The organism is Escherichia sp. MOD1-EC5495, from assembly GCF_002965965.1.
GTDB lineage: Bacteria > Pseudomonadota > Gammaproteobacteria > Enterobacterales > Enterobacteriaceae > Escherichia > Escherichia ruysiae.
In genome coordinates this window covers 72,146-84,291 of the sequence record NZ_PTRI01000015.1, presented here as the reverse complement: position 1 = coordinate 84,291, position 12,146 = coordinate 72,146, and the positions used below count along the sequence as shown (strand labels likewise).

Here is a 12,146-nt window from a genome sequence, read left to right as displayed (position 1 = left end):
ATGAAAAAAATACGATTACTGCTTTGCGCCATGCTGGTGCTGTGTTTTAGCCAGGGAGCTCAGGCGAAACTGGGGGCAGTCTATAATAACGTGACGATCTATTATGGTACGGTTGGTGCCAATGCAACGCTTCGTTTCTACCTGGATTTACTCACCACCAATGGAGTTTATCATGGGGAGTATTATCAGAATCGATCGTATGGCGTCGCTATTGGGGATCTTCCTAATAAGTCATGGACTGGGCCGGGAAACATTCCTGCACCCAAAATAACGATAAAGTCGGGGGATTTTACACAAGACTCACATTGTCCGGGTGTTAAAGAGATTGATCCAAATTTTAACTGGAGATGTTCCGATCTCGTAATGACTATAGAAGTCTCCGGTTCGGCAGAGACGTGCCCGTGGATGGTGGGGATGACGGCAAACAGTTCTGTAACTGTATATTATAATTATCAACCGAGGGTAGAGAATTATAGGGGGCCTACCACCTATACAACAACTTGCCCAGGTGAGCCATTAACAAATTATGATATCTCCTGGAGTGCTAGTCGCGTTGTCCACAGCCAGCTATTGAATCTGAAATCAACCGGGGCCGTGATTGAACAAAACTTATCGACCTACCTGATGAAAGATGGTCAGCTCTGCGATGGCAGCGGAACGGATGAACGCGCCGCGTATTGTCGCTATGTAAATCAATTGATTACCTTTACTGCTGAAGGATGCGATAACGCTAAAGTGACGGTGGCGCCAACCAGGCACCCGATTACCGATCGGCAACTGCACGATATGTTAGTGCGTGTCGATACCAGTAGCAGGCAGCCTATAGACGCTACGTGCCGATTCCAGTACATATTAAATATGTTGTAGCGCCCATGCCGGATATGGCGTTTACGCCGCATCCGGCATTTCTTGTCGGATGCGATGTTGACGCATCTTATCCGACCTACAAATTCCATATCCGGATGTTGCCATTCAGGGCAATTCTGGCGGCAGCCACTCTTCCACTTCAATCAACACCAGCAACGCCGCGTCGCCACCATACTCTTTCGGTGCCTGGTGAAATGCCATTACATGCGGATGCTGCGCCAGCCACAGCGGTGTTTGCTGTTTTAAAATATGCTTCCCGTGACCATGCATCACACAGGCACAAAACACATGCTCACGGCGGCAGGCGGCAATCAACGCGCCTAACTCTTGTTTGGCCTGAAGCTGCGTCAGACCATGCAAATCCAGAAACAGCTCTGGCGAATAATCACCACGGCGCAGTTTCTTCGCCTCAAAATGACTGACATCCGGGCGGACATATTTCACCGGGCCTTCGGTATTTAATAACGGTTGAAACTCATCGGAGAAATAATGACTGGCATCCGCCTGTTCCTGAATCAACCGCTTGACCGGCACTTCGCTGATTTTTTTACGCTGTGGTCGATGGACAATCGTGTCCTGCTTAATCTTGCGAGTGCCCGCCATCAGCTGGCGAAACAGTGCCTGATCCTCCTCGCTGAGTGTTGTTTTCTTTTTCATTTATGCATCTCTATTTTAATTTTCCTACAGTTTACCCGACTCGCAGCGCAATCGATCGGTCAAAACATAATTTTCCTGTGTCATCGCCGCGTGAATGCTGATTTATCGTCATCTTCATGGCAAACTAGCCGCCGAAATTAATGCGACCATGCCCTGGAGGAATACGTGGATAAAATTTTCGTCGATGAAGCAGTAAATGAGCTGCAAACCATTCAGGACATGTTGCGCTGGTCGGTTAGCCGCTTCAGCGCGGCAAATATCTGGTACGGTCACGGCACAGACAACCCGTGGGACGAAGCAGTGCAACTGGTGTTGCCGTCGCTCTACCTGCCGCTGGATATTCCGGAAGATATGCGTAACGCCCGCCTGACCTCCAGCGAAAAACACCGTATTGTTGAGCGCGTGATCCGCCGCGTCAACGAACGCATTCCGGTGGCCTATTTGACTAACAAAGCCTGGTTCTGCGGTCATGAATTTTACGTCGATGAACGCGTACTGGTGCCGCGTTCGCCGATTGGTGAACTGATCAACAATAAATTTGCCGGACTCATCAGCAAACAACCGCAGCATATTCTGGATATGTGCACTGGCAGCGGCTGCATTGCCATTGCCTGCGCTTATGCTTTCCCGGAAGCGGAAGTCGACGCGGTGGATATCTCTCCCGACGCGCTGGCGGTTGCCGAACAGAACATCGAAGAACACGGTTTGATCCACAATGTCATTCCGATTCGATCCGATCTGTTCCGTGACTTGCCGAAAGTGCAGTACGACCTGATCGTCACTAACCCGCCGTACGTCGATGCGGAAGATATGTCCGACCTGCCAAATGAATACCGCCACGAGCCGGAACTGGGTCTGGCATCTGGCACCGACGGCCTGAAACTGACGCGCCGCATTCTCGGTAACGCGGCAGATTACCTTGCTGATGATGGCGTGCTGATTTGTGAAGTGGGCAACAGCATGGTACATCTTATGGAACAATATCCGGATGTTCCGTTCACCTGGCTGGAGTTTGATAACGGCGGCGATGGTGTGTTTATGCTCACCAAAGCGCAGCTTATTGCGGCACGGGAACATTTTGGAATTTATAAAGATTAAGTAAACACGCAAACACAACAATAACGGAGCCGTGATGGCTGGAAACACAATTGGACAACTCTTTCGCGTAACCACCTTCGGCGAATCGCACGGGCTGGCGCTCGGCTGTATCGTCGATGGTGTTCCGCCAGGAATTCCGCTGACGGAAGCGGATCTGCAACATGACCTCGACCGTCGTCGCCCTGGGACATCGCGCTATACCACCCAGCGTCGTGAACCGGATCAGGTCAAAATTCTCTCCGGCGTTTTTGAAGGCGTCACCACCGGCACCAGCATTGGCTTGCTGATCGAAAACACCGACCAGCGTTCCCAGGATTACAGCGCAATTAAAGACGTTTTCCGTCCGGGTCATGCCGATTACACCTACGAACAAAAATACGGCCTGCGCGATTATCGCGGCGGCGGACGTTCTTCCGCCCGTGAAACCGCCATGCGCGTTGCGGCAGGGGCGATTGCCAAAAAATATCTCGCTGAGAAATTTGGTATTGAGATTCGTGGTTGCCTGACCCAAATGGGCGACATTCCGCTGGAAATCAAAGACTGGTCGCAGGTCGAGCAAAATCCGTTCTTCTGCCCGGACCCGGACAAAATCGACGCCTTAGATGAACTGATGCGCGCGCTGAAAAAAGAGGGCGATTCTATCGGCGCGAAAGTGACCGTTATTGCCAGTGGCGTCCCCGCCGGACTTGGCGAGCCGGTCTTTGATCGCCTGGATGCCGACATCGCCCACGCGCTGATGAGCATCAACGCGGTGAAAGGCGTGGAAATTGGCGATGGTTTTGACGTGGTGGCGCTGCGCGGCAGCCAGAATCGCGACGAAATCACCAAAGAAGGTTTCCTGAGCAACCACGCAGGCGGCATTCTTGGTGGTATCAGCAGCGGGCAACAAATCATTGCCCATATGGCGCTGAAACCGACCTCCAGCATTACCGTGCCTGGGCGCACGATCAACCGCTTTGGCGAAGAAGTTGAGATGATCACCAAAGGTCGTCACGATCCTTGTGTCGGGATACGTGCGGTGCCGATTGCTGAAGCGATGCTGGCGATCGTTTTGATGGATCACCTGTTACGGCAGCGGGCGCAAAATGCCGATGTAAAGACTGATATTCCACGCTGGTAAAACATGAACAAAACCGCGATTGCGCTGCTGGCCCTGCTTGCCAGTAGCGCCAGCCTGGCAGCGACGCCGTGGCAAAAAATAACCCAACCTGTGCCGGGTAGCGCACAATCGATAGGCAGTTTTTCTAATGGTTGTATCGTCGGCGCTGACACGCTGCCGGTACAGTCCGAACATTATCAGGTGATGCGTACTGACCAGCGTCGCTATTTTGGACACCCGGATCTGGTGATGTTTATTCAACGCCTGAGTAGCCAGGTGAGCAATCTGGGTTTGGGCACGGTGCTGATTGGCGATATGGGGATGCCCGCTGGTGGGCGTTTTAACGGCGGTCACGCCAGCCACCAGACCGGACTGGATGTCGATATCTTCCTGCAACTGCCGAAAAAACGCTGGACCTCCGCGCAGCTCTTGCGCCCGCAGGCACTGGACTTAGTTTCCCGCGACGGCAAACACGTTGTCCCCACGCTGTGGAAGCCGGAAATTTTCAGCTTGATCAAACTCGCTGCGCAGGACAAAGACGTCACCCGCATTTTTGTTAATCCGGCGATTAAACAACAACTTTGCCTTGATGCGGGCACCGATCGCGACTGGTTGCGTAAAGTGCGACCCTGGTTCCAGCATCGTGCGCATATGCATGTACGATTACGTTGTCCTGCCGATAGTCTGGAGTGTGAAGATCAACCTTTACCGCCACCAGGCGATGGTTGCGGGGCTGAACTGCAAAGCTGGTTTGAACCACCGAAACCAGGAACAACCAAGCCTGAGAAGAAGACACCGCCTCCGTTGCCGCCTTCCTGCCAGGCGCTACTGGATGAGCACGTGATCTAATGGAAACGTTTAATAGCCTGTTTATGGTCTCCCCGCTATTGCTGGGCGTTCTCTTTTTTGTCGCCATGCTGGCGGGATTTATTGACTCGATTGCCGGTGGCGGTGGGTTACTCACCATTCCGGCATTGATGGCGGCGGGGATGTCTCCGGCTAACGCGCTGGCAACTAATAAACTGCAAGCCTGCGGTGGCTCTATTTCCGCCACTATCTATTTTATTCGCCGCAAAGTCGTCAGCTTAAGCGATCAGAAACTCAATATCGCCATGACCTTTGTCGGCTCAATGAGCGGCGCACTGCTGGTGCAATACGTTCAGGCTGATGTCTTACGGCAGATTTTGCCCATTCTGGTAATTTGTATCGGCCTCTATTTCTTGCTGATGCCCAAACTGGGAGAAGAAGATCGCCAGCGCCGGATGTACGGCCTACCTTTTGCGTTAATTGCCGGTGGTTGTGTCGGTTTTTACGATGGATTCTTTGGTCCGGCAGCCGGATCGTTTTATGCGCTGGCCTTCGTTACGCTGTGCGGATTTAATCTTGCCAAAGCCACCGCCCACGCCAAATTACTCAACGCGACGTCAAACATCGGCGGCCTGCTGCTGTTTATTCTCGGCGGCAAAGTGATCTGGGCGACGGGTTTTGTGATGCTGGTGGGGCAGTTCCTCGGCGCGCGCATGGGTTCACGACTGGTGTTGAGCAAAGGACAAAAGCTGATCCGCCCGATGATTGTTATCGTCTCGGCGGTGATGAGTGCCAAATTACTTTACGATAGCCACGGACAGGAGATCCTCCACTGGTTGGGGATGAACTAATGAACAGTACACACCACTACGAGCAGTTGATTGAAATTTTTAATGGCTGCTTTGCCGATGAATTTAATACCCGTCTGATTAAAGGCGACGACGAGCCGATCTATCTTCCTGCTGATGCGGAAGTACCGTATAACCGAATCGTCTTTGCTCATGGTTTTTATGCCAGCGCCATCCACGAGATTTCGCACTGGTGTATTGCCGGGAAAGCCCGCCGTGAACTGGTTGATTTCGGTTACTGGTATTGCCCGGACGGACGCGATGCCCAGACGCAAAGCCAGTTTGAAGATGTTGAAGTTAAGCCGCAGGCGCTCGACTGGTTGTTCTGCGTGGCGGCGGGATATCCGTTTAATGTTAGCTGCGACAATCTGGAAGGCGACTTCGAACCGGATCGCGTGGTGTTTCAACGGCGGGTACATGCTCAGGTCATGGATTATCTGGCAAACGGTATTCCCGAACGTCCGGCACGCTTCATAAACGCATTACAAAATTATTATCACACGCCGGAACTTACGGCGGAACAGTTCCCGTGGCCGGAAGAGCTCAACTGAAGTCAGCGCCACGTTTTACAATGAGGAAAGAAGATGATCGCGGAGTTTGAATCACGCATTCTGGCATTAATCGACGGTATGGTTGACCATGCCAGTGATGATGAGTTGTTTGCCAGTGGATATTTGCGTGGCCACCTGACATTAGCCATCGCAGAACTGGAAAGTGGTGATGACCACTCCGCCCAGGCGGTGCATACAACCGTTAGCCAGAGTCTGGAAAAAGCCATTGGTGCAGGTGAGTTGTCGCCGCGTGACCAGGCGCTGGTGACCGATATGTGGGAAAACCTGTTTCAGCAGGCGTCACAGCAGTAAGTAATGTGCCGGATAAGGCGTTCACGCCATATCCGGCAAGCAATGCCAGAGCAGATTACCCCGCCTTAACCGCTTTCCCTTTCAACAATTTCCGCACCCATAACCGATTCGGATTTAACGCCGCCAGCGTACTGGCATCCATCGGAATCGGTTCGTCGCTCATCTGCGCCGCCAGAATTTCGGCACACAGTGGGGCAGAACACAAACCACGCGAACCCAAAGCTGCAAGCATAAACAGATCGTCATAAATCGGCGCGCTTACCGCTTCATCTTTCTGTTCCGCCAGCGAGGCATATTCCGCGAGCGTTGCGTCATAATCGGGCACATTTCCCACCATTGGCAGATGATCGCGGGTAGCACAACGCACACCGCAACGAGCCTCTTTTTCACTGACATCGACTTCTGTCGCCCATTGCGCCTGCGGGAAACAATCAATCAACCGCTGGCGATTCTGCAGCTGATCATCTTCACTGTACGCCGTGTCCTCACTACCGCGATGGTAACTGGCGCCAATACAATGATGCTGATTCGCCGGATTTTGTGGCGTGAGATAACCGTCATAACACAGCACCTGCTTAAGCTTCGCCAGTTCCGGCGTTGTCGGAATATGGCTAACCTGCCCGGCAACTGAATACACCGGCAGAGGCGATGTTTGGCTGAAACGGCTAATTTGATGCCCGTTCGCCAGTACCACCACGCTATGCATCGTTTGCTGACTATCCGCAAATGTCAGTTGCCACTTATCATCTTTACGGGATAAATCCTTTAACTGATGCTGATAACGAATCTGCAAACCTTGCTGTTCCGCCAGTTCCAACACATTACGGGTAAGTTCTGCCGGACACAGCCAGCCGCCTTGCGGATAAGTGATACCACCACAATTTGTCGCAACACCTGTAACGCCTTTAATCTCATTTGCATCGACCGCCATCGCCAGATCTGCGGGTAAATCCATCGACAACATCTGCGCGATTTTATGCTCGCTTTTCTCATCCCAGCCTAACTGCGTGACGCCGCACCAGTCATGATCAAATTTAACGGGCAATAAATCGTAAAGCCGACGAGCAAAAGTAAACGCATTAGAGAAAAAGCGGTTCAGCGCCTCATCATGTTTGCTCAACAACGGATACAGCGCCCCCTGGCGATTGCCAGAAGCACCCAGCGCAGGGGTATCATCCGCGCAATAAAGCGTTACCTGCCAGCCGCGCCGCAACAGCGCCAGAGACAATAACGCGCTGGCGATACCGCCGCCGATAACTGCGGCTTCCCGTGTGCTGCTACCTGTACGGTTAAACCACGGCGTGGAGGAGGGGAGTGGTAATGTCTGTTCCATCACGCCGCAAAGCATTTCCCGTTTCCGCCCAAAGCCCTTACGCTTTTGCATTGTGAATCCGGCTTCCTGCAAACCGCGACGGACAAATCCGGCAGATGTGAAGGTCGCCAGCGTGCCGCCAGGACGCGCCAGACGTGCCATGGCGTTAAAGAGATTTTGCGTCCACATATCCGGGTTTTTCGCAGGCGCAAAACCGTCCAGAAACCAGGCATCCACTTTTTGATTCAGCGAATCGTCCAGTTGGCTGGTCAGTTCGTTAATGTCGCCAAACCATAAATCCAGCGTTACGCGTCCTTCATCGAGCAATAAACGATGGCAACCGGGCAAGGGTAAAGGCCACTGCGCCTGGAGTTGTTCCGCCCACGGCGCCAGTTCCGGCCAGTGTTGATGCGCTAACGCTAAATCAGCACGGGTGAGGGGAAACTTCTCAAAACTAATGAAATGCAATCGCTGCAATTGTGCCTGCGGATGCGCCTGGCGAAACTGATCAAATGCCTGCCAAAGCGTCAGGAAGTTTAATCCGGTGCCGAAGCCGCTCTCCGCTACCACAAACAGAGGATCTGGATGAGCAGGAAAACGTGCCTCTAATTGGTTACCCCCAAGAAAAACATAACGCGTCTCTTCCAGCCCGTTATCGTTGGAAAAATAGACATCGTCAAAATCTCGGGAAACAGGTGTACCCTCAGCATTAAATTCGAGGTTGGCAGGTTGTATTGAGTAGTGTTTCACGTAAGTTACTCGTCTTACAGGCGGTGGCTCGATCTTAGCGATGTGTGTCAGGCCGCGCAAATTTCTCTATAAATTGTCTGATCGGACTTGTTCGGCGTACAAGTGTACGCTATTGTGCATTCGAAACTTACTCTATGTGCGACTTACAGAGGTATTGAATGAAACGTGCAGTGATTACTGGCCTGGGCATTGTTTCCAGCATCGGTAATAACCAGCAGGAAGTCCTGGCATCTCTGCGTGAAGGACGCTCAGGGATCACTTTCTCTCAGGAGCTGAAGGATTCCGGCATGCGTAGCCACGTCTGGGGCAACGTAAAACTGGATACCACTGGCCTCATTGACCGCAAAGTTGTGCGCTTTATGAGCGACGCATCCATCTATGCATTCCTTTCTATGGAGCAGGCAATTGCAGATGCTGGCCTCTCTCCGGAAGCTTACCAGAATAACCCGCGCGTTGGCCTGATTGCAGGTTCCGGCGGCGGTTCCCCGCGTTTCCAGGTGTTCGGTGCTGACGCAATGCGCGGCCCGCGCGGCCTGAAAGCGGTTGGCCCGTATGTGGTCACCAAAGCGATGGCATCTGGCGTTTCTGCCTGCCTCGCCACACCGTTTAAAATTCACGGTGTTAACTACTCCATCAGCTCCGCGTGTGCGACTTCCGCACACTGTATCGGTAACGCAGTCGAGCAGATCCAACTGGGCAAACAAGATATCGTGTTTGCTGGCGGCGGCGAAGAGCTGTGCTGGGAAATGGCGTGCGAATTCGACGCAATGGGCGCGCTGTCTACCAAATACAACGACACCCCAGAAAAAGCCTCCCGTACTTATGACGCTCATCGTGACGGTTTCGTTATCGCTGGCGGCGGCGGTATGGTCGTGGTGGAAGAGCTGGAACACGCTCTGGCACGTGGCGCTCACATTTACGCTGAAATCGTTGGCTACGGCGCAACGTCTGATGGCGCAGATATGGTTGCTCCGTCTGGTGAAGGCGCAGTTCGCTGCATGAAGATGGCGATGCACGGCGTTGATACCCCAATCGACTACCTGAACTCTCACGGTACTTCAACTCCGGTTGGCGACGTGAAAGAGCTGGCGGCTATCCGTGAAGTGTTTGGCGACAAGAGCCCGGCAATTTCTGCAACCAAAGCAATGACCGGTCACTCACTGGGCGCGGCGGGTGTGCAGGAAGCTATCTACTCTCTGCTGATGCTGGAACACGGCTTTATCGCCCCGAGCATCAACATTGAAGAGCTGGACGAGCAGGCGGCGGGTCTGAACATCGTGACCGAAACAACCGATCGCGAACTGACCACCGTTATGTCTAACAGCTTCGGCTTCGGCGGCACTAACGCCACGCTGGTAATGCGTAAGCTGAAAGATTAATTCGGAGTAGGTCGGATAAGACGCGTCAGCGTCGCATCCGACAGTAACGCGCCAATGCGGCCTCCGGCACTAACGCAAAAGGGAACCCTATGGTTCCCTTTTTCACATTATTGACAATCGCCGCCTGTTCCAGGCAAACTTCCCGCTTTGTCGATTTCCTTCTGAAAAGACGTACGCGTTAAATCCTGCCAACGCACCGTAACCCTGAAAACCAGAGAGATGAGACGGGGACACTCCTCGCCTTGCGCTGCATTCTGGAGTAATGCATGACTGCTGTAAGCCAAACAGAAACACGATCTTCTGCCAATTTTTCACTCTTTCGTATCGCCTTTGCTGTTTTTCTAACTTACATGACCGTTGGGTTACCGTTGCCGGTTATCCCGCTGTTTGTTCATCATGAACTGGGCTATGGCAACACCATGGTCGGGATTGCCGTCGGCATTCAGTTTCTGGCTACGGTGCTGACGCGTGGTTACGCCGGGCGGCTGTCCGATCAATATGGCGCAAAACGTTCGGCGCTTCAGGGGATGTTAGCTTGTGGTCTGGCTGGCGGCGCGTTGCTGCTGGCGGCACTTTTGCCCGTTTCTGCACCGATTAAATTTACTCTGCTGGTTGTCGGACGTTTGATTCTTGGCTTTGGTGAAAGTCAGTTGCTGACAGGGGCTTTGACATGGGGATTAGGCATTGTCGGGCCGAAACACTCTGGTAAAGTGATGTCCTGGAACGGAATGGCCATTTACGGCGCACTGGCAGTCGGCGCACCGCTTGGCTTACTGATTCATAGCCATTATGGTTTTGCCGCACTGGCGCTTACTACAATGGCATTGCCGTTACTGGCGTGGGGCTGCAATGGCACAGTACGCAAAGTACCGGCAATGGCGGGAGAACGCCCATCGCTGTGGAGCGTTGTTGGGCTTATCTGGAAACCAGGGCTAGGACTGGCGCTTCAGGGTGTTGGCTTTGCGGTTATCGGGACTTTTGTTTCGCTCTACTTTGCCAGCAAAGGATGGGCGATGGCGGGCTTTACGCTCACTGCCTTTGGCGGCGCATTTGTCGTTATGCGCGTGATGTTTGGCTGGATGCCAGACCGTTTTGGCGGCGTAAAAGTGGCGATTGTCTCCCTGCTGGTGGAAACGGTAGGCCTGTTGCTGCTCTGGCAGGCGCCGGGTGCGTGGGTCGCGTTAGCTGGCGCGGCGTTAACCGGAGCAGGGTGTTCGCTTATTTTCCCTGCGCTGGGTGTGGAAGTGGTTAAACGTGTTCCTTCCCAGGTTCGCGGTACTGCGCTCGGCGGCTATGCCGCGTTTCAGGATATCGCCCTCGGCGTTTCCGGGCCGCTGGCGGGAGTGCTGGCGACCTCGTTTGGCTACTCTTCAGTATTTCTTGCCGGGGCGATATCGGCGGTGCTGGGGATTATCGTGACGATACTGGCGTTTCGCCGGGGTTAACTCACCAGCCAAAACAACATCACAATGATGACGACGAATAATATCCACAAGCTGGGGCGCATTGACATTTTTTGTATCGTGTCAATTAATGGGGTAAAGGGATTGAACAGCGGTTGAATATCACGCGGTTCAATGCCTTTTACCCGCCGCTGATAGAGCTGGTTAAGGATATCCTCGGCCTGTGCAGAAGTCAGGGCTGAATGCGTAGAAAGGCCATACTTTTGCTCAACATAGGTCGATAATACCGTCAGCTCGCTGGCATCCAGTGGCTGTTTTAGCGCCATCTGGAGCGACTCCAGCGTCGGTGTGTGTTGCTGACTTAACGCCTGACGCGCCTGTAACCAGGTGACCAGATGGTTAAACTGTTTCGCCGGAATCAACTCGCCATCTTTCACCCCTGAAAGTTCCAGCATCGATTGCCAGATCTGTTTACTGGGTTCCCCCGTGGCTGCCGCGAGTTTTGTGACCAGTTGTTTGAGCGTATTGTGCTCCGCTGGTAATAAAGGTCGATCGGTCGCCTGGCGCTGTTGCGGCTGCGGGATAACCATCCTCCCTTCCTGTAGCAGAGTCAGGACGGTTTTTAACTGCTCTGGTGAGAGTTGATTCAGCGGCGTCTGACCAAAATTATGCCGGATATAATCCGTGACGGCCTGACGATTATTCCCCAGACGTAAATACTCCCCCAATTGAGCCAGAAGTTGGCGGACAGAATAACTTTTTTGCGCAGACAGCAGACGTTGCGCAAGGTTTTGTTCTGCGGCCGGGAAGTGGCGTGAAAGCAAAGGTGAATCACCCGGCAGACCGATGTCGTGCTTTATATTGGCCCACAATTCCGCTCTCTGCTGTTGCGTCAGCGAAGTTATTTTGGTCATCAAACTTTCCAACGCGGTACGTTGCAAGCTGGATAAAGGCTGATTGCCTGCGCCAGACGACAGGTTATCCCCCTGACCTGGTGGTTGCGCAGGTGGAAGGCCTGAAAGAGGTTGTATCATTACGTATCCTTATACCTGAAATCATCGCA

At 53.0% G+C, this 12,146-nt stretch carries 12 protein-coding genes; 9 read left to right on the top strand and 3 right to left on the bottom strand.

The features are described from left to right. Positions 1-867, top strand: coding sequence for a StfH/YfcO family fimbrial adhesin (locus tag BEG40_RS13770; protein WP_105285569.1), 867 nt, complete (start codon positions 1-3; stop codon positions 865-867). Between the two features lie 105 nt (positions 868-972). Here BEG40_RS13770 and smrB read toward each other — a convergent pair whose 3' ends face one another. Next, on the bottom strand, positions 973-1,524 hold the full coding sequence (gene smrB, locus BEG40_RS13765) for an endonuclease SmrB (RefSeq protein ID WP_000730806.1): 552 nt from the start codon (positions 1,522-1,524) through the stop codon (positions 973-975). Positions 1,525-1,689: 165 nt separating this feature from the next. Here smrB and prmB point away from each other — a divergent pair, with 165 nt between their 5' ends. Genes prmB through BEG40_RS13735 form a run of 6 tightly spaced genes read left to right on the top strand, consistent with a single transcriptional unit; the run spans position 1,690 to position 6,239 of the window. Next, positions 1,690-2,622, top strand: coding sequence for a 50S ribosomal protein L3 N(5)-glutamine methyltransferase (gene prmB, locus BEG40_RS13760; RefSeq protein ID WP_010351486.1), 933 nt, complete (start codon positions 1,690-1,692; stop codon positions 2,620-2,622). A gap of 34 nt (positions 2,623-2,656) precedes the next feature. Further along, positions 2,657-3,742, top strand: a complete 1,086-nt coding sequence (aroC, locus tag BEG40_RS13755; RefSeq protein WP_105285568.1) for a chorismate synthase — start codon at positions 2,657-2,659, stop codon at positions 3,740-3,742. 3 nt (positions 3,743-3,745) lie between these two features. Continuing rightward, on the top strand, positions 3,746-4,570 hold the full coding sequence (gene mepA / locus BEG40_RS13750; RefSeq protein ID WP_001043829.1) for a penicillin-insensitive murein endopeptidase: 825 nt from the start codon (positions 3,746-3,748) through the stop codon (positions 4,568-4,570). Further along, on the top strand, positions 4,570-5,379 hold the full coding sequence (locus tag BEG40_RS13745) for a sulfite exporter TauE/SafE family protein (protein ID WP_000447361.1): 810 nt from the start codon (positions 4,570-4,572) through the stop codon (positions 5,377-5,379). The genes mepA and BEG40_RS13745 overlap by 1 nt, the downstream gene beginning before the upstream one ends. Beyond that, a complete protein-coding gene (epmC, locus tag BEG40_RS13740; protein ID WP_001089209.1) occupies positions 5,379-5,927 on the top strand; it encodes an elongation factor P hydroxylase in 549 nt (182 codons plus the stop codon). Before BEG40_RS13745 ends, epmC begins: the two co-directional genes overlap by 1 nt. A 33-nt stretch (positions 5,928-5,960) precedes the next feature. Then, complete coding sequence (locus tag BEG40_RS13735; RefSeq protein ID WP_000559764.1) at positions 5,961-6,239, top strand: YfcL family protein; 279 nt, start codon at positions 5,961-5,963, stop codon at positions 6,237-6,239. A gap of 55 nt (positions 6,240-6,294) precedes the next feature. Here BEG40_RS13735 and mnmC read toward each other — a convergent pair whose 3' ends face one another. Continuing rightward, positions 6,295-8,301, bottom strand: a complete 2,007-nt coding sequence (gene mnmC, locus BEG40_RS13730; RefSeq protein WP_105285567.1) for a bifunctional tRNA (5-methylaminomethyl-2-thiouridine)(34)-methyltransferase MnmC2/FAD-dependent 5-carboxymethylaminomethyl-2-thiouridine(34) oxidoreductase MnmC1 — start codon at positions 8,299-8,301, stop codon at positions 6,295-6,297. A 158-nt stretch (positions 8,302-8,459) separates the two neighbouring features. On the opposite strand from mnmC, the gene fabB reads away from it, so the two are divergent. Together fabB and BEG40_RS13720 are read left to right on the top strand one after the other, a co-directional pair. Next, the gene (gene fabB / locus BEG40_RS13725) at positions 8,460-9,680 is read left to right on the top strand and encodes a beta-ketoacyl-ACP synthase I (protein WP_000817178.1); all 1,221 of its coding nucleotides are present in this window, start codon (positions 8,460-8,462) and stop codon (positions 9,678-9,680) included. A 266-nt stretch (positions 9,681-9,946) separates the two neighbouring features. Continuing rightward, the gene (locus tag BEG40_RS13720) at positions 9,947-11,125 is read left to right on the top strand and encodes an MFS transporter (RefSeq protein ID WP_105285566.1); all 1,179 of its coding nucleotides are present in this window, start codon (positions 9,947-9,949) and stop codon (positions 11,123-11,125) included. On the opposite strand, the gene flk is transcribed toward BEG40_RS13720, so the two are convergent. Next, positions 11,122-12,117 (bottom strand): flagella biosynthesis regulator Flk, encoded by a 996-nt coding sequence (flk, locus tag BEG40_RS13715; RefSeq protein ID WP_105285565.1) that lies wholly within the window; start codon positions 12,115-12,117, stop codon positions 11,122-11,124. The two genes, BEG40_RS13720 and flk, sit on opposite strands and share 4 nt — an antisense overlap. Positions 12,118-12,146 lie beyond the last annotated feature (29 nt).

Bases quoted from the DNA above. Each gene is read 5' to 3' on its own strand.
- epmC (WP_001089209.1), top strand. From the start codon at position 5,379: ATGAACAGTACACACCACTACGAGCAGTTGATTGAAATTTTTAATGGC.
- aroC (WP_105285568.1), top strand. From the start codon at position 2,657: ATGGCTGGAAACACAATTGGACAACTCTTTCGCGTAACCACCTTCGGC.
- smrB (WP_000730806.1), bottom strand. From the start codon at position 1,524: ATGAAAAAGAAAACAACACTCAGCGAGGAGGATCAGGCACTGTTTCGC.
- mepA (WP_001043829.1), top strand. From the start codon at position 3,746: ATGAACAAAACCGCGATTGCGCTGCTGGCCCTGCTTGCCAGTAGCGCC.
- BEG40_RS13735 (WP_000559764.1), top strand. From the start codon at position 5,961: ATGATCGCGGAGTTTGAATCACGCATTCTGGCATTAATCGACGGTATG.
- flk (WP_105285565.1), bottom strand. From the start codon at position 12,117: ATGATACAACCTCTTTCAGGCCTTCCACCTGCGCAACCACCAGGTCAG.
- BEG40_RS13720 (WP_105285566.1), top strand. From the start codon at position 9,947: ATGACTGCTGTAAGCCAAACAGAAACACGATCTTCTGCCAATTTTTCA.
- fabB (WP_000817178.1), top strand. From the start codon at position 8,460: ATGAAACGTGCAGTGATTACTGGCCTGGGCATTGTTTCCAGCATCGGT.
- BEG40_RS13745 (WP_000447361.1), top strand. From the start codon at position 4,570: ATGGAAACGTTTAATAGCCTGTTTATGGTCTCCCCGCTATTGCTGGGC.
- BEG40_RS13770 (WP_105285569.1), top strand. From the start codon at position 1: ATGAAAAAAATACGATTACTGCTTTGCGCCATGCTGGTGCTGTGTTTT.